The 22,176-nt window shown below is 71.6% G+C and carries 18 protein-coding genes; 7 read left to right on the top strand and 11 right to left on the bottom strand.

Features of this window, described 5'->3' with window-relative positions:
* Positions 1–451: 451 nt before the first annotated feature.
* Positions 452–1,510: an AI-2E family transporter gene (locus tag ABD841_RS09540; protein WP_344969848.1), complete on the top strand. Its 1,059-nt coding sequence runs from the start codon at positions 452–454 to the stop codon at positions 1,508–1,510.
* Between the two features lie 4 nt (positions 1,511–1,514).
* Positions 1,515–2,240 (top strand): DUF6597 domain-containing transcriptional factor, encoded by a 726-nt coding sequence (locus ABD841_RS09535; RefSeq protein ID WP_344969846.1) that lies wholly within the window; start codon positions 1,515–1,517, stop codon positions 2,238–2,240.
* A gap of 279 nt (positions 2,241–2,519) precedes the next feature.
* Here ABD841_RS09535 and ABD841_RS09530 read toward each other — a convergent pair whose 3' ends face one another.
* The 8 genes from ABD841_RS09530 to ABD841_RS09495 all read right to left on the bottom strand — a co-directional run bounded on the left by ABD841_RS09530 (position 2,520) and on the right by ABD841_RS09495 (position 15,017).
* Complete coding sequence (locus ABD841_RS09530) at positions 2,520–4,175, bottom strand: AMP-binding protein (protein ID WP_344969845.1); 1,656 nt, start codon at positions 4,173–4,175, stop codon at positions 2,520–2,522.
* A 90-nt stretch (positions 4,176–4,265) separates the two neighbouring features.
* Positions 4,266–5,117 carry a PhzF family phenazine biosynthesis protein gene (locus ABD841_RS09525; RefSeq protein ID WP_344969843.1) on the bottom strand — a complete coding sequence of 284 codons (852 nt, stop codon included), beginning with the start codon at positions 5,115–5,117 and terminating at the stop codon, positions 4,266–4,268.
* Positions 5,118–5,226: 109 nt separating this feature from the next.
* Entirely contained in the window at positions 5,227–6,996 is a 1,770-nt protein-coding gene (locus ABD841_RS09520) for a vWA domain-containing protein (protein ID WP_344969841.1), read from the bottom strand.
* Between the two features lie 58 nt (positions 6,997–7,054).
* Positions 7,055–8,116: an AAA family ATPase gene (locus ABD841_RS09515; protein ID WP_344969840.1), complete on the bottom strand. Its 1,062-nt coding sequence runs from the start codon at positions 8,114–8,116 to the stop codon at positions 7,055–7,057.
* A 93-nt stretch (positions 8,117–8,209) separates the two neighbouring features.
* Positions 8,210–9,595 carry a hypothetical protein gene (locus tag ABD841_RS09510; RefSeq protein WP_344969839.1) on the bottom strand — a complete coding sequence of 462 codons (1,386 nt, stop codon included), beginning with the start codon at positions 9,593–9,595 and terminating at the stop codon, positions 8,210–8,212.
* Positions 9,596–9,893: 298 nt separating this feature from the next.
* The gene (locus tag ABD841_RS09505) at positions 9,894–11,672 is read right to left on the bottom strand and encodes a chitinase (protein ID WP_344969837.1); all 1,779 of its coding nucleotides are present in this window, start codon (positions 11,670–11,672) and stop codon (positions 9,894–9,896) included.
* Between the two features lie 160 nt (positions 11,673–11,832).
* Positions 11,833–13,392, bottom strand: coding sequence for a cellulose binding domain-containing protein (locus tag ABD841_RS09500; protein ID WP_344969835.1), 1,560 nt, complete (start codon positions 13,390–13,392; stop codon positions 11,833–11,835).
* A 53-nt stretch (positions 13,393–13,445) separates the two neighbouring features.
* On the bottom strand, positions 13,446–15,017 hold the full coding sequence (locus tag ABD841_RS09495; protein ID WP_344969834.1) for a chitinase: 1,572 nt from the start codon (positions 15,015–15,017) through the stop codon (positions 13,446–13,448).
* A gap of 757 nt (positions 15,018–15,774) precedes the next feature.
* Here ABD841_RS09495 and leuE point away from each other — a divergent pair.
* Positions 15,775–16,422 carry a leucine efflux protein LeuE gene (gene leuE, locus ABD841_RS09490; protein WP_344969832.1) on the top strand — a complete coding sequence of 216 codons (648 nt, stop codon included), beginning with the start codon at positions 15,775–15,777 and terminating at the stop codon, positions 16,420–16,422.
* Here the strand turns inward: leuE and ABD841_RS09485 are convergent.
* Positions 16,403–16,747, bottom strand: coding sequence for a luciferase domain-containing protein (locus ABD841_RS09485; RefSeq protein WP_344969830.1), 345 nt, complete (start codon positions 16,745–16,747; stop codon positions 16,403–16,405). The genes leuE and ABD841_RS09485 overlap by 20 nt on opposite strands.
* Before the next feature lie 307 nt (positions 16,748–17,054).
* Between ABD841_RS09485 and ABD841_RS09480 the strand changes: the two genes are divergently transcribed.
* Together ABD841_RS09480 and ABD841_RS09475 are read left to right on the top strand one after the other, a co-directional pair.
* Positions 17,055–17,699 carry a VC0807 family protein gene (locus tag ABD841_RS09480; RefSeq protein ID WP_344969829.1) on the top strand — a complete coding sequence of 215 codons (645 nt, stop codon included), beginning with the start codon at positions 17,055–17,057 and terminating at the stop codon, positions 17,697–17,699.
* Positions 17,700–17,773: 74 nt separating this feature from the next.
* On the top strand, positions 17,774–18,247 hold the full coding sequence (locus tag ABD841_RS09475) for a TspO/MBR family protein (protein ID WP_344969827.1): 474 nt from the start codon (positions 17,774–17,776) through the stop codon (positions 18,245–18,247).
* On the opposite strand, the gene ABD841_RS09470 is transcribed toward ABD841_RS09475, so the two are convergent.
* Entirely contained in the window at positions 18,215–18,895 is a 681-nt protein-coding gene (locus tag ABD841_RS09470) for a response regulator (protein ID WP_344969825.1), read from the bottom strand. The two genes, ABD841_RS09475 and ABD841_RS09470, sit on opposite strands and share 33 nt — an antisense overlap.
* The gene (locus tag ABD841_RS09465; RefSeq protein ID WP_344969824.1) at positions 18,892–20,151 is read right to left on the bottom strand and encodes a sensor histidine kinase; all 1,260 of its coding nucleotides are present in this window, start codon (positions 20,149–20,151) and stop codon (positions 18,892–18,894) included. Before ABD841_RS09465 ends, ABD841_RS09470 begins: the two co-directional genes overlap by 4 nt.
* Positions 20,152–20,428: 277 nt before the next feature.
* On the opposite strand from ABD841_RS09465, the gene ABD841_RS09460 reads away from it, so the two are divergent.
* Positions 20,429–21,058: a DedA family protein gene (locus tag ABD841_RS09460; RefSeq protein ID WP_344969822.1), complete on the top strand. Its 630-nt coding sequence runs from the start codon at positions 20,429–20,431 to the stop codon at positions 21,056–21,058.
* A 283-nt stretch (positions 21,059–21,341) separates the two neighbouring features.
* On the top strand, positions 21,342–22,172 hold the full coding sequence (locus tag ABD841_RS09455) for a DMT family transporter (RefSeq protein ID WP_344969820.1): 831 nt from the start codon (positions 21,342–21,344) through the stop codon (positions 22,170–22,172).
* Positions 22,173–22,176: the final 4 nt, after the last annotated feature.

Here is a 22,176-nt window from a genome sequence, read left to right as displayed (position 1 = left end):
AAGAAACGGACGCGTGCACCGCGCTCCCGACCTCAGCGGCCGATCGCCCGGGGCGCTCCACTCCGTGCCACCATCCTAGCGTTTCCGCCGGGTTTGTGTCAACTTGTCGCCTTCGCGATGGCCGACCTCGCCCGCCGGATCCGTGCGGATGCCGACCGCCCTGTCTCCAGGGCAACCCCTCTAACTTACTTCAACATTCCGGTCTTGTCCACCCGGAGGCATCGGTTCATGATGAAACCGCGCTCTGGCGCGACCTATTCCCGGTACGGAGAAAGAGTCAGAGGAGGCTCCCGAGGTCTTGGCGATCTCCGCCAACCCCTGCGGGCCTGTGAACTCTATGTAGGACGCCGACGCCCGTCAAATCGAGGTGTAGATCCGGCAAATCGGGGAACGCGGCGAGACGTGTTCCCCACCCGCGGGGTAGAGAACGGGTATGACGGAGCCAAGAGCAATGCCCAGGGTGCTCGTCCTGCTGGGGTGTTCCGCAGGCGCGGTGATCACTCTGGCCGGCGTCAAGGAGGTCAGGTCGATCGTCGGGCCCGTGTTGCTGGCCCTGGTGCTGGTCTTGGCCGTCTCCCCGGTCAGGACCTGGCTCGGCAGGCGCGGTGCCCCGGGATGGACGCTGGTCGCGGTCCCGCTCACCATCGTGCTGCTGGTCCTCTTCGGCATGGTGGCGATCCTGACCGTGGCGGTGGCGCAACTGGCCGCTCTCGCCCCCACCTACAGCCGGCAGTTCACCCAACTCGTCGTCGGCGCTCAGGACCTGGCGGGGCGACTCGGCATCGGCACGCAGCAGATGAACGAGGCGATCAGAACCCTCGACCCCGGAAAGGTCTTCCAGTTCCTGCAAGGGTTCGCCTCCGGTCTGCTGGGCGTGTTCTCCAGCCTGGTTCTCATCGTCGTGCTGGTGCTCGCCATGTGCCTGGACACGCAGGCGGTCTCCCGGGTCCTCGCCATGGGCAGGGCACGTCGGCCCGAGTTCGTCGGCGCCCTGGAGAACTTCGCCCAGAAGACCCGGCGTTACCTGGTGGTCTCGACGGTGTTCGGACTGATCTGCGCCGCGCTGGACGTGGGGGCGCTCTGGCTGCTGGGTGTGCCCCTCCCGCTGCTCTGGGGCGTGCTGGCGCTGATCACCAACTACATCCCGAACATCGGATTCGTCATCGGACTGGTCCCGCCGGCACTGCTGGGTCTGCTGGAGGGCGGGCCCAGGACCATGCTGCTGGTGATCGTTTCCTACATGGCGATCAACTTCGTGGTCCAGTCGCTGGTCCAGCCGAAGTTCCTGGGTGACGCCGTCGGCCTGTCCACCACGATGACCATGTTGTCGCTCATCCTGTGGGCGTTCGTTCTGGGGCCGTTGGGTGCGTTGCTGGCCATCCCGCTCAGCCTCCTGGTCCGCGCGTTGCTGGTCGACAGCGACCCGGACGGCGACTGGGCCGCCGCCCTCATCTCGGGGGACAGCAGCCCCGCGGAGAGCACGGACAAGAAGGCCGCGCCCGTACGCTGAAGCCATGTATCGGGAGTGGGCGCCGGATCCTCGGATGGCCGGGCGGGTGGCCTGCGTCTGGGCGAACGAGGCCGTCTCGGTCGCGACGCAGCTGGTCGTGCCGGACGGTTGCGTCGACCTGATCTGGGGCCCGGCCGGGCCGCACGTGGCCGGACCCGATACAGGGCCGCAGCCGGTCCTGATGACACCGGGTGACCGCTACATCGGGATCCGTTTCAGGCCCGGCGGGGTGGGCGGGGTGTTCGGGGTACCGGTGGAGAGCCTGCGTGATCTGCGGGTGCCGCTGGATGAGCTGGGCGGACTCCCGGAGCTGACCCGGCTGTCCGAGCAGACCGGCGCCGCGGAGCCTCCGGAGGTGATCGCCGGGGAGATACAGCGGGCGCTGGCCGTACGGCTGCGCACGACGTCCCCGCCCGATCCCGCGGCACCGGTGATCGCCACCGCGCTGCGGGCGGGGCGGAGCGTCCGGGAGGTCGCCCGTGAGCTGGGGCTCGGTGAGCGGCAACTGCGACGGCGGTCGATACGGGCCTTCGGGTACGGGCCGAAGACGCTGCAGCGGGTGGTCCGGTTCCAGCGGGCGCTGCGGCTGGCCAGGCGCGGCGTCGCGGCGGCCGAGGTGGCCCTGGCCAGCGGGTACGCCGACCAGGCGCACATGGCCAACGAGGTGCGCCGCCTGGCGGGAGTTCCCCTGGGGCGGCTGGTCGGCCGCCCGGACGACGGGCTCTCCTGACGAGGCTCCCACGTGGAACCCCATGCGGGGTTCCCGTGCGAGGCCCTTACCGCCCCTGGGAGAGGGCATCGGGATTACCGGTGGGAGAAATCGCCTCTCCGCCCTGGCTCTTCTGCGGTAGCCCCGGCTCTTCTTCGGGATCTGCGGGAACTCCGCCCTCTGTGTGAAGTGGGATCTGCGGGAACCCCGCCTCTCCTGTGTGAAACGGTCAGGGCTCGGCCGCCGCCCGCTCGATGCTCTCGCGGGGGGCTTGCGGTGAGTCCGCATGCCCCGCGACGCTCAGGAGAAGAGCAGGCGGGTGCGGCCGAACTCGGCGAACCGGGTGCGCAGGGCGGTGCGGCCCTCCTGCGACAGGGGAACGTACGCCAGTTCGCGGGAGGGGCGCCACCACACCGGGTCGGCGCACTCCCAGCGCTCCCTGCGCAAGCCGCCCTTGTCCACCTTGTTGGTGGCGGTGAGCGGCATCTCCGGCGTGAGCCGTACGAAGCGGGGAGCCCACTTGGTGCCGAGGTCGGGCTGGGCGCGTAGGAAGGCGGCGAAGTCGTCCGGATCGAAGTCACCGTCGATCTCCAGAGCGGCCATGACCTGGTCGCCGGTGCGGGGGTCGGGCACCGCGTAGACGGCGCACATGATCGTGCCGGGGTAGCGGGCCAGGATGCGCTCGACGGGGGCGGCGGCGAAGTTCTCGCTGTCGACCCGGAGCCGGTCGGCGTCCCTGCCGGCGAAGTAGAAGTAGCCGTCCCGGTCGCGGTAGGCCAGGTCCCCGCTCCAGTACCAGCCGCCGCGTAACCGCAGGGCGTCGGCCTCGGGGTTGTTGTAGTAGCCCTCGAAGGAGGCGTCGCGCCGGACGATCTCGCCGATCGCCTCGTGCCCGTTGACCAGCCCGCCGCTGCCGTCGAAGCGGGCCCTGGGGCACTCGCGGCCGGTCACGGGGTCGTGGACGGCGACATCCGTGCCTTCCTGCGGCAGCCCGAGGGCGTCGGCGGGGGTTCCCGGCACCTTGCTGATCGCTATCACCCCCTCGGAGGAGCCGTACCCCTCGATGATCCGGGTGTCGAAACGCCTGGCGAACTCGGTGAGGTCGCGGGCGGAGGCTTCGGTGCCGAAGGCGGCCCGGAGGGGGTTGCACGCGTCGTCGTCGCGTTCGGGGGTGGCGAGGATGTAGGCGAGGGCTCGGCCGACGTAGTTGAAGTAGGTGACCCCGTGGCGGCGGACGTCGGAGAGGAACGCCGAGGCGCTGAAGCGGCGGCGCATCGCCACCGTCGCCCCCGCGTACACGGCCATGGCCAGGTTCGCCATGATCGCGTTGCCGTGGAAGAGCGGCATCGCGAGGTACGTGACCGAGTCTCGGCCGATCCCGAACAGCGTGCCCCGCTCCGCGATGGCCGCCAGCCGCCCCTGGCTGCAGATCACCGCCTTCGGCGTCCCGGTCGAGCCCGAGGTGAACAGCAGGAGGAGCACGTCCCGGGGGCGCGGTGCCCTCCCGGCGGTGAGGGCGGCACTCGCCTCGGCCCCGGTGCGCGGGGCCAGCAGGTCGCGGTAACGAGGGGTGTCGACGAGCAGGACCCGCTCGGGCGGCGGCCCGATGTCGAGGCCGTCGAGCAGGGCGGCCCCCGCGGAGTCGGTGACGATGATCCGGCAGTCGGTGTGCCGGACGTCCGCGGCGAGTTCCGCACCGCGCCGGGTGGGGTTGACGCCGACCAGGGCCGCGCCCGACAGCGCGGCGGCGAAGATCCACAGAACGTACTCGGGGACGTTCTCCAGCAGCACGCCGATGTGGAAGGGCTGCCCCGGCTCCCGGAGGTCGAGCGCCAGGGCGGCGCGGAGTTCCGCTTCCCGGACGAGACGCGCCCAGGTGTAGGTCTCGTCCTCGAAGCGGAGGCCGACATGGTCGTCACCGGCCCTGGCCCGGATCAGCTCAGCGAATGTCGCCACACCCGGATCTTGAGCAAGTGCTTGGTCAAAGTCAAGCGCGGGCGGAGCGCCGCGCCCCGAGCCCCGCGCCGAGGCGCCGAACGCCGGGGATCAGGCGTCCTGGATCACCACGGCCCCGCCGCTCACCCGGCTGCGGCCATCGGAAGAGGCGATCGAGACCCGGAGCGTGCTGGGCCGCCCCATGTCCACTCCCTGGATGACCGTGAACTCGGCCGAGCCGGTGCCGATGGTGCGCAGGTAACCGCCGAAGGCGGCGGCCGCGGCGCCGGTGGCGGGGTCCTCGACGATGCCCCCGACCGGGAACGGGTTGCGCGAGTGGAAACGCTCGTCGCTCTCCCGCCAGAACAGGTTCACGGTCGTCCAGCCCTCGCGCTCCATCAGCGCTCTCAGCCGCTCGAAGTCGTAGGCCAGGTCGGCCAGGCGTTCCCGCGTGGCGGCGGCGAGCATCAGGTGATCGACCCCGGCGAAGGCGACGTGCGGCGGGAAGCCGGGGGCGAGGTCGTCACGGGACCAGCCGAGTGCGGCGAGCGCCTCGTCCAGCGCCTCCTCCCCGACCGGGCGGGAGCGCGTGGGCACACTGGTGAGCGTGGCCCGGAGCAGGCCGTCGACGACCTCGGTGTCGACCGCGATCTCGCCGGCGTTGGTGTCGAAGACCAGCGGCCCGATCCCGAGGCGCTCGGCGAGGGCGACCGAGGTGGCGATCGTGGCGTGCCCGCAGAACGCGACCTCCGCCGAGGGCGCGAAGTAGCGGACCCGGAAAGCCCGGCGCCCGTCGTCGCGGGCGGTCACGAAGGCCGTCTCGGAGTATCCGACCTCGGCGGCGATGGCGAGCATCTCGTCGTCGGAGAGCGTTCCCGCATCGAGCACGATCCCGGCGGGATTCCCGCCTTGGGGGTCATGAGTGAAAGCGGTGTAACGCAGGATTTCCACGTTGTTCGTCACATCCACCGGAATCTATCAGCCGTTCCCCGGCCGCCTCGGAAGCACGGAACCCCCGGGATCGCCCGGGAGGGGCCCGCCGGTGGCGTACGCGCGGGGCCGCGCGCCGGGGTCACCTCATGCGGAACACGGGTCCGCGGGCGCGGAAGGGCAGGCTCGCGCCCGCGGGGATCAGGAACGCGTGCTCGCGGCGGATGCGAAGCACGTCGCACATCCCGTCGGTGATCAGCAGGATCGGCCCGTCGGGCGGGAAGTCGTCGGCCCGCTCCAGCAGGGAGACGCCCGGTTGCAGGACGGTGCCGCCCCGGCCGCGTACGCGAACCCGGGTGGCGATCTGTTCCACGGGCAGGTACCCCGCGTCGTAGGCGACGGCGTCGCAGAAGACGACCCGGGCCCGGGGCACGTCGCGGGAGACGGCGTAGGAGGCGATCGCCCCCAGGGCCCTGCCCAGGAGCTTGGCGTCCATGGAGCCGGAGGTGTCCAGCACGACGCCGAAGGTGGCCTGCCGGACGAGATCCTCGGGGCGGATCCAGCCGGGGCGCGGGATGCCGGGGCTCGCGGCCTGGCGCCGGGAGGCGCGGGCGTAGGTGCGTCGCCTTTCCACCGAGGGGACGTGCTCGTCGAACCAGCGGGCCAGCGCGACATCCCAGGGCAGCGGCGGCTGGTCGAGGGCGCGGATCTCCTGCTCCAGGCCGGAGGGCAGCAGTCCCCGTCCGCTGCCTTGGTGGTAGGCCAGACCCGTGACGAGGGCGTTGCGGTAGTACTCGTCGAGGTCGACGTAACGGCCGGGCGCCCCGGGGTGCGGCAGCGGGCGGTCGAGCACGTCGCCCAGCCCCCGGCCGCGCAGGGTGGCGAGCTTGCGCACGCGGCGCAGGTCCGTGGCGATGCGGTCGTAAACGGCCTCGGCTGACAGTCCGGCCAACGACCGGTCGTACAGCAGCCCCTCGGGCATCTCCCCGACGGCCATCTCCACCAGCCAGCCGTTGATCACGTAGTCGGCGGCGACGTTCCACAGGTGCGGGTCCCTGCCGCCGGCGCGCTCGCCGTGGCGAAGCGCGGCGTGCAGCATCTCGTGGGCCAGCACGAAACGCCACTCCCCCGCCGAGAGCCCGGCCAGCGGGTTGACGTAGATCTCGGCGGCCTCGGAGCTGACGGCGGCGATCGAGATCTGCCAGCCCTTGGCCACCTCCGCATCGGCGACGATCTTCATGCCGGCCGCGAGCGCGCCCAGCAGCGGGTAGGAGGAGACGAACCAGCGCAGCGCGAGGTCCCATGGCCCTTCCACATGCCGCTCGGCCGAGCTGCGGGGCTTTCCCGCCAGGTTCAGCGCGGCCGCGGCGGAGTCGGCGACACCGGCGGCGAAGGCGCCCTGGAAGTTTTCCAGAGCGGCGGTCTTCTCGTCGCCGATGACGAAGTCGGGCGGCCCGGCGGGCCGGTACCGCTCCGGCACGCCGAGTCGGCGCCAGCGCTCGGAAAGTGTGACCTCGTCCTCCTGCGGCAGTTCGTCGGGGAGCGGGTCGGGGCAGCGGCCGAGCTTCAGGGTGCGCAGGAAGCGTTCGACCGCCAGGCAGCAGGCGGCGTGGTAGGCGTGCTCGGGCAGGTGGCCGGTACCGCGGTGGGTCTCCACCTCCTCGCCGAGGTCCCCGGGCAGGCAGGAACGGGGGTCGGCGTGGCCGAACCCCAGGTGGAGGAGGAGATGAGCGAAGACCCAGGCCCACTCCTCGTCCTCGGCCCTGCGCCGCGGATGGTGGACGACCCGGCCGAGCTCGGAGACCGTGGCCCAGCCGTCGGCGGGCAGGTCGCCTTCCCCGGCGACGAACAGGCGGACGCGGTGGTGGCGGAAGAGGGGGTGGGCGGTGACCCTGTCCCAGCCCCGGTGCACGGCCTCGCGCCAGGGATCGGTCTTGGTCCTGCGGCGGCTCCCCGGCGGCTCCCCGGCGTCAGGTACGCGCCGCGACCAGCCGGGGCAGGTCGCGGCCGATCTCGACGAGGAACCAGGTGGGGAGCGCGGGGGCGCCGTTCTCGTCGTTGGCGATGACGAGCTGGGCACACTCCAGCGAGATCTCGGCCAGTTCGACGAGCAGCGTCTTGGCGCGGAAGGCGAGGTCGCGCCCGCGTGAGGACGCCCCGCGCTTGTCGGCGGGGAGCTCTTTGCGCAGGCGGGCGCGGAAGGTCTCGGCGAGGAAGTAGAGCAGGTCCCGATCTTCGGGGGCGCGCGGCCAGGGAACCTCACCCTTGATCACGGCGTCGAGGTCGTAGGCGTGCCGGACGGTCTTGACATAGGCGCGGAAGGCCGAGGCGTGGGCGGCGCCGAGAGTGCCGAAGGCCAGCATGGCGAGGGTGTCGTCATCGATGCCGTCGCCGTAGGAGCGCATGACGTCGGAGAGCATGTGCCAGGCGCGGGGAGAGGAGAACGGCTCCTCGGTCTTGGGCGGCGCGCTCCACAGGTGGTCGGGGCGCTGGAGGAGATACTCGACGATCCACGGGTGGATGCCGTTGTCGACGGCCCAGGTCAGCCAGTCGGTCGCCGAGGCACGCAGGTGGATGTGGACCAGCCGGTTGATCAGGGCCGAGGCCATCGGCCTGGCCAGCGCGTTGTCGGCGGCCCGGTTTCCGGCGCCGATCACCACCGAGCCCTCGGGGAGCTCGTACGTGCCGATGCGCCGGTCGAGGATGAGCGAGTAGAACGCCTTCTGCACCTCGGGTGCGGAGGCGTTGAGCTCGTCCAGGAAGAGGCAGTACGGCTCGTCCCTGGCGATCGACTCGGGCGGCGCGAAGCGGCTGCGTCCGCCGACCAGCTCGGGCACGCCGATGAGGTCCTCCGGGGCGAGCTGGGTGCCGAGCAGGGTCACGCATTCCAGGCCGAGCGCGGCGGCGAAGTCGCGGACCAGGGAGCTCTTGCCGATGCCCGGGGCTCCCCAGAGGAACACCGGGCGCACGACGGCGACGTGCAGCAGCACGCCGGGAAGCTGCGCGGGGGTCACCGTGACGGTCGCCTGCATGCCCTACAGGGTGACGAACCGCCCGGACCGTGCGCATCCGGTTTTCCGGCGGACGGGGCCCGGCCTGCGGGAGGCGGGCCTCGGCGGGCGCGGTCAGGCGGACACGGGCATCCGGGCCTGGGGGGCCGCCCGGCCGGCCGTGGCGGAGGCCGCGGAGACACGGCGGTCCCAGGGCATGGCGACCGCGAGGACCGGCAGCAGCACGATGGAGCACTGCGCCCAGATCGAGTGGAGATGCCACCAGGTGGCGAAGTCGAACTGGGTCATGTACAGGTAGCCGTACCCGGCCCACAGGGAGACGCCGATGATGGCCGGCCAGGCGAAGCGGGTGGGGCGGGCGACCAGGAACGGCATGAACCACATCAGGTACTGGGCGCCGAGCCGGGGGGTGACGACCATGAAGGCGAGCAGCAGGGCCGTGGTGAGGTCGACCGGGTCGGCCCGGTGCCACAGGAGGGCCGTCGCCAGCAGGGTGACGTAGATCAGGCGGGTGCCGAACGTGGCGATCTCCTGGTCGAGGGTCCAGTTGCCGTCGACGAGGATGGCGCTGTACCCCCACTCGCCGACGATCGGGCGGATGTCCTGAATGACCTTGATGACCTCGGGGATCTGGCTCAGCGAGGTGCCGGCGAAGATCGGCAGGGTGACCAGGAAGAAGACCGGGGCGATGCCGGTGGCCAGGAAGGCGACGGTGCGGGCGCGAGCGGTCGGCAGGAACAGGAGCATGCCGGGGATCAGCCAGATCGGCCAGCTCTTGGCGCACAGTGCCAGGCCCATCAGCAGGCCGGCGAGGATGGCGCGGCGCAGGACCTGCCGGTCGTCGGCGCGTGGGGCGAGCGCCCGGCGGACCACCCCGGTGGGGCCGGCGGCGTGCCGCACGGCGCCGGCGAGGCCGCGGAACGCCACGCTCCGGCGGACCATGGCGACCACGTCGGTGGTCATGCCCGGCCGCTCCGGGTCGCCCGGTCCGCGGGCGACGACGAACGCCGCGACCCCGAAGACGAGGGCGACCGGCTCGACCTGGCCGTGGATGGAGGCGACGAGGATGGCCAGCGGGTTGCAGGCGTACTGGAAGGCGCGCAGCGACGCGGTGGAGCCGCCGGCGAGCTTGCCGACCAGCGGGATCAGCGCGATGTCGGCGACCACGGTGACCAGGCGCCCGCCGACCTCCCACGGGATGCCCAGCCACAGCAGCAGGCCGTAGACGTACGGGATGGTGGGCAGGAAGTGCCAGCCGCCCTCGCTGCCGAGGACGGGATCCTCACGGTTCAGGATCGCCTCACCCGCGGGCTTGAAGCTCTCCATGAAGTCGACCGGCTGCCATTCGCTCTTCGCCGCGAGGGTCATGATGAGCACCCGGAAGACGACTCCGACCGCCATCACGGTGAGAAGCGAGGGCCTCCAGCCTCTCCACTGCGCCACCAGAGCGAGCACGACACCTGTGACGAGGACGATCCCCGTGAGAATTGCGTAGTCCATGACGGTCACTAGCCTGCCGGAGGCCGCAGGTAATCAGCCACTTGGTCCACGAAAAAGAGACCACTCTCCCAGGTTCGGACACGATTGAAATCCGTTTGATTACTTTTTGTTACTCACTCCGGTGAGGAGGATCACCCTCCGGTGGGAGAGGTCACCCCCGGGGGGAGGCCCGAGGGAGGACCGTCTGACGGTGCGGACGGGGCGCTTCCCCGCAGGGACGCTCCCCGGCGCGGAGGGGGCTCTGGTCGGGGAGGGCCTCGCCGCCGGGAGTCCGTCTCTCCCGGCGGCGAGGGGTTCATCAGCCCAGGCCGTCCAGGTAGGCCCGGTGGCTGCGGGAGAACTCGAAGGAGTTGTGCTTGTCCCAGTTGACGGACCAGGCCATCAGGCCGCGGAGGTTCGGGTAGACCCCCCTGGGCTTGTACGGCCCGCAGTTGGCCCCCTTCGCCAGACAGTCGAAGGCCTTGTGGACCTCGGAGACCGGGGTGTGGCCGTTGCCCGCGTTGTTCGAGGCGGGCAGGCCGATGGCGACCTGGTCCTGGCGCAGGGCGGGGAAGACGTTGTTCACGTTCCCCATGATCGGGAAGCCGGCGAGCAGCATGTCGGTCATCGCGACGTGGAAGTCGTGGGTGCTGATGTAGTGGTACTGGTCGTCCAGGCCCATGATCGGCCCGGAGTTGTAGTCCTGGACGTGCAGCAGGGTCAGGTCGTCGCGCATGGCGTGGATGACCGGCAGGTAGGAGGCGGAGCGCTGGTCGGCCGCGCCGTTCGGGCCGGGGCCGTAGAACTGGTAGCCGAGCTGCACGAAGAACGTCTCCGGCGCCATGGTCAGCACGAACTTCGCACCGTACTTCGCCTTGAGCGACTTCAGCGCGGAGATCAGGTTGACGATCACCGGCGTGGTGGGGTCGGCGAGGTCGGTGTCGCCGGGGTTGAGGTAGAGCGAGTGGCCCTCGAAGTCGATGTCGAGGCCGTCCAGCCCGTACTTGTCGATGATGGCGCTCACCGACTGCACGAACTTGTCGCGGGCGGCGGTGGTGGTGAGCTGGACCTGGCCGTTCTGGCCGCCGATCGAGATCAGCACCTTCTTGCCCGCGGCCTGCTTGGCGCGGATGGCGGCGATGAAGTCGGCCTCGGACTCGACGTCGGGACATTCGGCGACCGGGCACTGCCGGAAGCGGATGTCGCCGGAGGTCACCGAGGTGGGCTCGCCGAAGGCGAGGTTGATGACGTTCCACTCGTTCGGCACGTCGGCCATCCGGATGTAGCCGGAGCCGTTGGCGAAGGACGCGTGCAGGTAGCCGACCAGGACCCGCTTGGGCAGGTCACCGGAGGGCTGGCCGCCGACGGTCGCGGAGACCTGACCCGACCTGGCCGACTCGCCGGTGGAGTTGTGGGCGGTGACCTGGTAGGCGTGCGTGCCCGCGCCCGGGCTGTCGGTGTAGGCCGTCCCGGTGGGGCCGGCGACCTTGGTGCCGTTGCGGTAGACGTGGTAGCCCGTCGCGCCGGAGGAGGCGGTCCACTTCAGCGCGACGCTCGTGCCGCTGACGGTGGCGGTCAGACCGGTGGGCGCGGCGGGGGGCTGCCCCTGCCCGGCCGGGCCGTCGAGGACGATGTCGTCGGCCTGGTAGGCGCCCTGGCCGTACCAGCCGTTGACGTAGATCGTCACCGAGGTGGTCGAGGCACCCGTGGTGAAGGACGTCGACACCTGCGTGTACGCCGACGGCGACGACGCCCACGTGCTGGGGTCGGCGCTCCCCCCGGTGCCGGTCGCACCCAGGAAGACGTAACCGCCCCGCACCCAGGCCGACAGCGTGTACGACGAGGACGGCTTGACGCTGACGGTCTGCTGACAACGGGCGGTGTCGGTCCCGGCGGGCGTGGCCTGCAACGCCCCGGTCCCCCCGTGCACCGGCGAGGAGACCGCCGTCGCTCCGGAGGCGGCCGAACAGGTCCAGCCGCTCAGCCCGCTCTCGAAACCGGGATTGACCGCGATGTTGGCGGCGTACGCGGGCGCGGCGGCGAGCATCGTCCCGCCGAGCGCCAGGACGGTGGCGGCGGCGAGTTTTCTGAGATTCATGGGTGTCGTACCCCGCAGAGGTGGTGAAGGCCGTGCGGCTCGCGGAGATCACGAGCGCGAGAAGGACGCGAGAGAAGGAACCGGGAGAGGGAACGGGGAAGGGGGGTGTGGGCGCGGGGAGGGGCCCGCACCCCGGGAGGCGGGGTGCGGGCCGTCGCGGTCAGAAGCCGGCGGTGACCTTGGTGAAGTCCCAGTCGGCCTGCGCGATGCCGCTGCAGTTGGAGACCACGCCGCCGCCCGGGCAGGGACGGTCGCGGTTGACCGACCAGTAGGCGAGGCGGGTCAGCCCCTTGGACTTGGCCCAGTCGCGGATCTGGGTCCAGGTCGCGACCGTGGTCAGCTCCTGCTGGTCGGACAGGCCGTTCATGCCCGAGATGCCCATGCGGGCGTAGGCCTGCGCGTCGGTCCAGCCGTTGGCGGCCTTCAGCGCGTTCTTCAGGCCCTCGGCGGCGTTGACGGTGTCGTTGTAGATGTTGGAGCTGCCGAAGTCGAACGGCATGATCGTGTAGTTGTCGATCGGCACGTTCAGCTCCTTGGCCCGGTTGATCAGGCGGATGCCGTGGGCGTTCGGGCCGGTGGTGGTGGTGCCGAAGGTGACGACGACCTTGACGCCCGGGTTGTTCTGCTTGACGATCTTCAGAGCGTTCAGGATGCGGTCCTGGACGGTGTAGTTCTCGAACTCGTCGGTGTTCTCGATGTCGAAGTCGACGACCGCGGGGCCGACGGCGTTGATGACCTGCTGCACGGCGCCGGCGAACGCCTCAGGGGTGGAGCAGTTCGGGCCGAGCTTGTTGCCCTGCCAACCGCCGAAGGAGATCTGCACGCTGCCGCCGGCGGCCTTGATCTGGTTGATCGCGGTCTGGTCGGCGCCGCCGGTCAGCGGCCGGTTGCCGTCCCAGGCCGGGGTGCAGCCGCCGCTGGAGAGGATGAAGGCCATGGTGAAGGACTTCACGCCGGTGGCGCTCATGACGGTGGCCGGGTTCGGCGGGTTGCCCCAGCCCATGTAGAGGTAGGGCGCGCCGGGCATCTTGCCGACCGGGTCAGGATTGGTGCAACCGTTCGTGGTGGCGGTGACCGGGGCGCTGGCGGCCGACTCGCCCTGGGCGTTGTACGCCTTGACGGTGTAGGTGTGCGTGGTGCAGGTGCCGAGCGAGCCGATCGTGGCGCCGGTCCCGCTGACCTGGGCCCGCTGCGCGGTGCCCTCGTAGACGCGGTAGCCGGTGACCGTGCCGCTGGAGGCCCCCCACGACAGCGAGATCGAGGAGTTGGTGGTGCCGGTGACGCTCGGGGCGCCGGGCGTGCCCGGGGTGCCGGGACCGCCGCCGCCGGCGCAGGAGGCGCCGTTGAGGGTGCAGTTGGACGGGGTGGCGCCGCCGGGGCTGCCGTTGAAGCCGAAGCTGACGCTCGCGCCGGGCGCCAGGGTGCCGTTCCAGCCGGCGTTGGTGAAGGTGAAGCGCTGCCCGCTGCGGCTCATCGAGGCGTCCCAGAAGGAGCCGATGTTGGCGCCGGAGGGCAGGTCGAACGCGACCGACCAGCCGTTGAGGGTGGTGGTGCCGCCGTTGGTGATCGTGTACTTGCCTTCGAATCCGGTGCCCCAGTCGGAGACCTTGGTGAAGACCGCGGTGGGGGTCGCCGCGTGGGCGGGGGCGGCGACCAGTGACAGGCCGGCTGACATGCCGAGCGCGGCCAGGACCGCGATCGCCGTTCGACGAAATCTCATGACTCTTCCTTGGTTGGGGGGACTACCGAGTGAGATGAGAGGGTCGCGAGGTGCTAGGGGAGGGTGGCGAGGTGGGGCTTGACGGTCTTGGAGAAGTTCCAGCCGTTGCTGGCGTCCCAGTTGATGGACCAGGTCATGGCGCCGCGGATGCCGGGGTAGGCGCGGGGCGGTACGAAGCTGCCGCAGCCGGTACGGGTGGCCAGGCAGGTCAGGGCCTGGTTGACCAGGGCGGGGGCGACGACGCCGCCGCCCGCGGCGCCCGGCCCGGCGGGCAGCCCGAGTGCCACCTGGTCGGGGCGCAGGCCGTTCTCCAGCGCGGTGCAGGCCAGCGCGGTCATGAAGTTCACCGTGCCCTGTGAGTAGGCGAACATCTGGTCGCAGCCGAGCATGGGGCCGGAGTTGTAGTACTGCGTGTGGACGACCGTGAGGATGTCCTTGATGCTGAGCGCGAGCTTGAAGTACTCCGCGCCGGTCGAGTGCATGTCGAGGGTCTGCGGCGCCATCGTGATGATCAGATCGGCGCCGGCCTTGGCCCGCAGCCGGCGTAGCGCGTCGGCCATGTGGGTGGCGTCGAGGCCGTTCTCCAGGTCGATGTCGACGCCGTCGAAGCCGTAGCTCTGCATCAGGGCGTGGACGGTGTCGGCGAACTTCGTCGCGGCTGCGGTGCTCGCCACCTGGACGCGGCCCAGCTCGCCGCCGACCGAGAGGATGACCTTCTTGCCGCGGGCTTTCAGGGTCTGCACGTCGGCCTTGAACTGGGCGTCGGTGTAGCCGCCGAGCGAGGCGGACAGGCCGGGGTCGATGCCGAAGACGACCTCTCCGGGGGTGGCGGTGGCCTCGCCGAAGGCGATGGCGATCAGGTCGTACTCGTCGGGCACCGCCGACAGGCGCAGCTCGACGGCCGCGTTGTCGAAGTTGTGCCAGTAGCCGGTGAGGAAGTGCTTGGGCAGCGGGCCGGTGGCGCAGCCGGTCGTGGTGGCGGTGGCCGGGTCGCTCTTCGGGCCCTCACCTTCGGAGTTGTACGCCGCCACCGTGTACGTGCGCGTCTCGCACACCCCGAGCCCGGACACCGTCGCGTTCGTCCCGGTGACCGTCGCCTTCACCGCCGATCCCTCGTACACCCGGTACCCGGTCACCGTCCCCGAGGACGCGCCCCACGACAGCGTGACGCTGTTCGCGCCGCCCGTCGCCGACAGGGTCCCGGGCTTGCCGGGGCCGGTCTGGCCGCCGTCGCCGCCGCAGGCCGCGCCGTTGAGGGCGCAGTTGGACGGGGTGGCCCCCGCGGGGGCGGCGATGAAGCCGAAGCTGACGCTCGCGCCGGGTGCCAGGGTGCCGTTCCAGCCGACGTTGGTGAAGGTGAAGCGCTGCCCGCTGCGGCTCATCGAGGCGTCCCAGGACGAGCTGACGGTGCCGCCGGCGGGCAGGTCGAACGCGACCGACCAGCCGTTGAGGGTGGTGGTGCCGCCGTTGGTGATCGTGTACTTCCCCTCGAAGGCCGAGCCCCACTCGGAGGTCTTGACGAAGACGGCCGTGGCCGAGGCCGCCTGGGCCGGGGGCGTGACCACCATCGACAGGAGGACGGCTGCGAGTACGGCGACGGATCGGATGATGACGCGTGATTTCACGGTGACCTCGTGTGCGTTCGGTGGGGGTGACCGCACGGCCCGCGGCCCCCTGGGGGTGTGCGGGCGCGGGCCGTGCGGCGGGATGGGCGCGGATCCCGCCTGCGGGGGCGGGGCCGCACCGCACGGCGCGGGGCGTCGGGCGCGCCGTGGATCAGTGTCGGGAGCCGGTGGGCCCGCCGGGACGGCCGTCGCCGCGTGCGAGCGGCGGGTGGGGGGCGGGGTTTTCAACCGGAGTCAGGACAGGCGGGGGAAGAGCGCGCCACATGATCGCTCCCATGGAGGGGGAACTTTGAGGATGAGGCGTCCGGACGGTCGGACCGTGAACGACGACGACCTGAGCCGTCGGGTTTCCGCAGCGTGCAATCGGGTCAGCAAGGTGGCGGACGGGTCACTGGCCCTCCCGATGGTCTTTTTTTTAGGAAAGTTTCCTAAGAGTTGTCGTGATCGTAGCCTTGACAGCGCTCTCTCACAAGGCCCAAAAACTCCGGCCTTCGACGAGCGAGGCGGGCACGTTCCACAACGGCCCCGCCGAACCGGCGCGGCCTTCCGCGAGGGCCCCGGCGAGCGCCGCCGGCGGCGGCTCGCGGACCGAGCCGGGCGCCTCCGCGCCGCCCGCCGCGTACCCGGCCGGGAACGGACGGGCCGCCGCCCGGCCGGGTGCCCGGGAACCCGGACCGGGGCGCGGGGGGGCGAGCCGGTAAGCATCTTCCGGGCAGTACGGTAGTGATGCACCCGTAACGCCCCCTGGAGCACCGCCATGTTCTTCGGCATCACCGACGTCTGGACCTACGTCGTCGGCGCCTTCTTCATCATCCTGCTGCCCGGCCCGAACTCCCTCTACGTGCTGAGCACCGCCGCGCAGCGCGGGGTGCGGCAGGGGTACCGCGGGGCGATGGGGGTCTTTCTCGGAGACACCGTCCTGATGGTGCTCGCCGCGGCCGGCGCCGCGTCGCTGCTGCGGTCGTCACCGGTCCTGTTCGGGGTCGTCAAGTACGCCGGGGCGGCCTACCTGGCGTGGATCGGGTTCCAGATGGTGCGGGGCGCCTGGCGCTCACGGCGCTCCCCCGCCGCGAAGATGGCGCCCGCGCGGGAACGGGCCGTGGAGAGCCCCTTCCGCAAGGCACTGGTGATCAGTCTGATGAACCCGAAGGCGATCCTGTTCTTCATCTCCTTCTTCGTCCAGTTCGTGGACCCCTCCTACGGCACGCCCGCCCTGTCGTTCCTGATCCTGGGGGCGATCTGCCAGCTGTTCAGCGTGGTCTACCTGTCGGTGCTGATCTTCGGCGGGACGTTCCTGGCCACCCAGTTCCGGGCCCGCCGCAGGCTCTCGGCCGGACTGCGGGCGGGCGTGGGCGCGCTGTTCATCGGTTTCGGCGCCAGACTGGCTACCGCGACGATTGGTTGACCTTGATCGCCACGCTGACCAGCGACAGGAACAGCTCGGCGTCGGCCCTGCCGTCGATGGTCATGGTCACCCACCCGGCGTCGCTGCCGGGGGTGACCCGGTGGCAGTCGGTGAGCACCCGGGCCCAGCGGTCGATCACCGGCTCGGTGAGCAGCAGCTCCGCGGTGTCGTCCCCGGACATCCTGACGATCTCCCGGCCGCTGGCGCGGAACCCCAGCCCCCGGCGAGTGCGTTTCACCGCGAGATCGGGCCAGCTGATGAGCTGGGCCGCCACATTCGCGACACCCTCGGTCGACCGGCCGGACGTGTGTACGCGCACTGCCATACCCCGATCGTCCCGGAAGTGATCGGATCGGGAAAGCTTCCGTTTCCGAACCGTTACCGCACGGGCGACCACGTTCACCGAGCGCGACGGGAGGCGCTCCGGGTGCGACAACGGGAGTTCCGGCTCGGCGGTGTTCCCGGATCGCAGGAGAGCACGGACCGGTGTCGGGTACGGTAAGTGGCCGGTAAGACCGGAGCAACATCTCCGCAACCCCGCACCGCCGAACCGGCATGTCACGCCTGCCGGCCGCTTGCCTGGGTAGGCGTGAGACCCCCGCGCCCGCCGTCGTACCGTCCCGTGGAGCGTCATGAGCCACCCACCTGTCGCCCTCCCCCGTCTCGCGGTGCTGGCCCGGCAGGCGGTGCCGAAGCTGCTGGAGGGCGTGGTGGCCCCGCTGGCCGTCTTCTACGCCGCGCTGGCCCTCCTCGGGCCGTGGGGGGCGTTGATCGCGGTGGCCTCCTGGGTGTACGGGTGCGTGGGGTGGCGGCTGATCCGGCGGATTCCCGTGCCCGGGACGATGGTCGTGGCCGCCATCGCGATCACCCTCCGGACGCTGGTGGCCTTCTGGAGCAAGAGCCTGGTGGTCTACTTCATCCAGCCGGAACTGGGGACGATCTTCCTCAGCGTGGTCTTCCTGGCCTCGGTGCGGCTCAACCGCCCGCTCGTGCAGCGTTTGACGCTCGACTACATCCCCCTGCCCTCCGCGGTGCTGAAGCACGAGAGGATGCGGCGCTTCTTCGCCCGGATCACCCTGCTCTGGGCCTTCGTGCTGCTGGCCAACTCCGCGGTGAGCATCTGGCTGCTGCTGCACCAGTCGATCGGCAGTTACCTGCTGGTCCGCACCGCGGCGGTCGCCGCGATCAGTGGCCTGGCGATCGCCTTCTCGCTGTACGCGTTCCGCCGCGTCCTGCGCCGCCTGCACCACGACCCCGTCCCCGTCCCGGCGGCCTAGGGCCGCCCGGCGCGGCGGCCGCCGGGGAAACCGCCGGGCGGTGGAGACGCGAAGAAGGGGGCAGGGAGGTTCGCATGGTCATCGCAGAACAACCGAAACGCTGGGCGGGCCTGCCGGTCTTCGTCCTCGCGCTGGTGCTGGTGGCGGCGGTGGGTTCGCTGGCGGCCGTCGACGCGGGCAGCGAGTACCTGTCGCTGGAGCGCCCGTCCTGGGCGCCGCCGCAGTGGCTGTTCGGCCCGGTGTGGACGGTCCTCTACATCATGATCGCCCTGTCCGGCTGGCTGGCCTGGTCGGCACGCGGCCGGACCCCGGCGCTCGGCGTCTACGCGGCCCAGCTGGTCCTCAACGCGGCCTGGACCCCGCTGTTCTTCGGGGCCGGCCGGTACGGCCTGGCGTTCGCCGAGATCGTCGTGCTCTGGCTCGCGATCGCCGGCACCGTCGTGATGTTCCGGCGGATCAGCCGTCCGGCCGCCTGGCTCCTGGTGCCCTACCTGCTCTGGGTCACCTACGCGGCGTCACTGAACGTCGCCATCTGGCAGCTCAACTGAGTCGAGCAGCCCGGCCTCGTAGGCGAGGATCGCCGCCTGGACCCGGTTGCGCGCCCCCAGCCGGGCGAGGATCGCACTCACGTGGGCCTTCACGGTCCCCTCGACCAGGTGCAGGCGGCGGGCGATCTGCGCGTTGGGCAGCCCCGCGCCCACCAGGGACAGCACGTCGCGCTCGCGGCGGGTGAGCGCGGCGACCTGGCGGCGGGCCGCGGCGGCGCGGGACATCCGGTCGCCGGCGAGCTCGCCGACGACCCTGCGCGCCACACGCGGGGAGAGGTAGGCGCCGCCGTCGGCGACGGCGCGGATCCCGGCGAGCAGCTCGCGCGGGTCGCCCGACTTGAGCAGGAACCCGCTGGCGCCCTCACCGAACGCGCGGGCGATGTAGTCGTCCTCGCCGAAGGTGGTCAGCATGATCACGGCCGTCTGCGGCGCGACCCTGCGCAGTTCGGCGGCGGCGGCGAGCCCGTCCAGCCGGGGCATCCGGATGTCGAGCAGCGCCACGTCGGGCCGGTGGCCCAGGACCAGGTCCACCGCCTCGCGCCCGTCTCCGGCCTCGGCGACCACCTCGATCTCCGGATCGGCGGTCAGGATGGCCCGCACCCCCGCCCTGATCATGGTCTCGTCGTCGGCCAGCAGTACCCGGATCATCTCACTCCGTCCTCGCGAGGGAAGCGGGCGGTGACCAGGAAGCCGCCGTCCCGCGGGCCCGACTCGAACGAGCCGCCCGCCAGCCGCACCCGCTCCCGCAGCCCGATCAGGCCCAGCCCGCCGCTCGGCCCCCCGGCCGTGTCCCCGCGGAGGCGCTCGGCGGCCGTCTCCCTCCGGGAGCGGCCGGCCGGCGCGTCCCGGAGGGGCCGGCCCACCGGAGGTTCGGGGGCGTGGCTGGTCACGGTCACCACGATCCGGTCCGGTTCGCCGAGCACCTCGACCGTCACCGGGGCGCCGGGGGCGTGCTTGGCCGCGTTGGTCAGCGCCTCCTGGACGACCCTGGAGGCCGTACGGTCGCGGAGCGAGCCCTCGCCGCGCAGCTCGACCCGCATCCCCGAGTCCTTCGCCCGCTCGACGATCGCGGCGACGCTCTCCTGCGGCGGGGACAGGGGCGCCGGGTCGTCCTCCCTGAGCACGCCGATGACCTGGCGCAGCCGCTCGGTGGTGTCGGCGGCGGCCGCGCGGAGCTCCCCCGCGGCCGCCCGGTGCCGCTCGGCCAGGTCGGGCGCCATCTCCAGGGCGGCGGCGCGCAGCGCGATGAGCGCCAGGTCGTGGCCGAGGGAGTCGTGCATGTCCTGGGCGATGCGGTTGCGCTCGCGGAGCAGCGCCTGTGTGGTGATCAGGCTCCGCTCGCGGATCCGCTGCTCCACGCGCTGCCGGCGCAGCCGGCCGACCGTCCAGGGCAGCAGCGCGGAGAGCAGCACGCCGGACAGGGCGGGGATCCAGAACCGCGAGGTCGCGGCGTCGGGCGCGGGACCGCAGGAGGAGACCAGGGTCAGGGCCGTGCCCAGGCCGAGGATCGCGGCGAAGCCCAGCACCGCGGGCCGGGGAGCGACCGCCCGACGTCCGGCCAGGTAGGCGAGGACGACCATGGCGAGGGTGAACCCGTTCAGCGGTCCGACCTTGACGGGGCCGCCGAACTCCCAGAGCCGGGTGGTGGCCAGGCCCTCCTCGACGTTCCACGAGCCCACCGCCAGCACGGCGAGCAGGGCCCCCAGCGGGGTCCGTCGGCTCACGAGCACGGCGACGCCCAGCAGGAGCGCCCCCGCGACGGCCACCCACACGCTGGCGTACCCGCCGGACGGCCACCAGGGCGGGATCGCCGGGGCGAGGGCCACCGGAAGGCAGAGGACGACCCAGAGCAGCAGGTCGACCGCGGCCTCCCGGCGGCTCGCCCGCTGAATCCACGTCGTCACCTCCGTGACGTTACAAGGTCGCCCGGATGGCGCGGCTCCGCCGGAGGTAGCAGGCGCCCCCCGACGAAAGTCGGGGGTGCTGGGAGCTGTTTGTGCGATGTGCCGGGAGACAGCCGATTCCTAACATCGGCGATGCGCATCCTCGGCGGTCCCGGCACCCCTAGGGGTCTCAGGGACATGACCTGAGAACACCGGGGATCTTCCCTGATGTTCGGAGATCACCGGGTCGTCACCGTGCTGTACGAAAGATCCCCGATCCCTTGATTGGAGCACCGCTGTGACACAGGCCATCCTTGAGGCCCTGCACGATGTGATGACCTCACCCTGGATCTACCCGGCGCTCTTCGCGCTGGCGATGCTCGACGGGTTCTTCCCGGTGGTGCCGGCGGAGACGTCCGTGATCACGGCCGGGGTGTTCGCCGCCTCCACCGGAGCACCCGATCTGGTGCCGGTGATCCTCGTGTCCGCGCTGGGCGCGTTCGTGGGCGACCACATCTCCTACGCCATCGGGCGCACCACGAACCACCGGCTGCGCAACGGCAGGCGCAGCGGCAAGGCGTTCGCCTGGGCCCAGAAGGCGCTGGCCGAGCGGGGCGGGCTGGTTCTCGTCGTGGCCCGCTACATCCCGGGCGGCCGGACCGCCTGCACCCTCACCATGGGCGCCGTCACCTACCCCCGGCGCTCGTTCGCCCTGTTCGACGCGGTCGCCGCCGTGTCCTGGGCGGTCTACTCGGGTCTGATCGGCTACGTGGGCGGCGCCGCCTTCGAGAACGACCCGGTCAAGGGCCTGCTCCTCGGCCTCGGCATCGCCGTGACGATCACCGCGGTGGTCGAGGTCGTCCGCTACCTGCGGCACCGGCGTACCGCGCGGAAGCCGGAGGCGAGCCTGGTCGCCTCGCACGACTGACCGTCGGCCGTCGGCCGGTCACCGCCCTCCGTCGCCGCGCACCGGCCGCCGCGCGCTCCGTCACGCCCACCGGCCGCCGCGTAGCGGCCGGATCCGCGTTCCCGCCCGGTGGCCCCGACCCGAATCTCAGGGAATCCACGCCGAAGTCAGGGTGAACCCCTATGGATCCACCGCCGCGCGACGCGGGACGCTGCCACTGGTTCACCGAAAGACCTCCACCGGACGTCTCCATGAGGCGTTCCGGCCATCTCGCCGTGTCTTCATCTGCTTGGGAGGAGTGCGCATGACTGTCTTGGCAGCCGGCCTGGCGTTGCTGGGGTCCCTGTTCTTCGCGGTCGGCGCAGCGCTGCAGCAGTTCGAGGCCGCGAGTACGGCCCGCGCGACCCTCAAACGCCTGTTCCGCCGTCCCCGCTGGCTGCTCGGCGGTCTCGCCATCGGGATCGGCACGGTGCTGCATATCGTCGCGCTGAAGTACGGCCCCCTCACCGTCGTCCAGCCGATGGGTGTGGCGAGTCTCCTGTTCGCCCTGCCCTGCGCCGCCGCGCTGCAGCGCCGCAGGCCCCGGTCCGGGGAACTCGCCGCCGCAGCCGTGATCGCCATCGGGCTGATCGGCCTGGTCCTGGTCGTACCTGAGCACTCCGGCGATCCTTCCCTGAGCACCGGGGAGGCGGTGGCCCTGCTCACGGGGGCGGCCGCCGTCGCCCTGGTGCTGTGGGGCGCGGCACAGAGCGCCCCGCCCGCCGTCCGGGCCGGCCTGCTCGCCATGGGGGCGGGCGTGCTGTACGGCGCGACCGCCACGCTCACCCGCGTCCTCGTGGACGGCGACTGGGAGGTCTGGTTCCTGCTCGCCGTCCCGATGCCCGCCCTGATCGCCCTGGCGCTGCTGCAGCGCGCCTACGCGGTCGGTCACTTCGGCGTGGCCTTCGCCGCGCTCCAGGTGGCCGACCCCCTCACCGCTGTCGCCTTCGGCGCTCTCCTGCTCGGTGAACCCCTGCCGACCGGCACGGCGAGCACGCTCACCGCGCTGGTCGCGGCGGCGCTCACCGCCGCCGGCACCGTCGCTCTGGCCCGCACCAGTCCGATGTCCCCCACGCACGACGCGATCACCCGATGAACGG

The sequence above is a fragment of the Streptosporangium fragile genome (genome assembly GCF_039534445.1).
GTDB lineage: Bacteria > Actinomycetota > Actinomycetes > Streptosporangiales > Streptosporangiaceae > Streptosporangium > Streptosporangium fragile.
The sequence above is the reverse complement of the archived record's forward strand: the minus strand, read 5'-3'. Positions and strand labels throughout refer to the sequence as shown.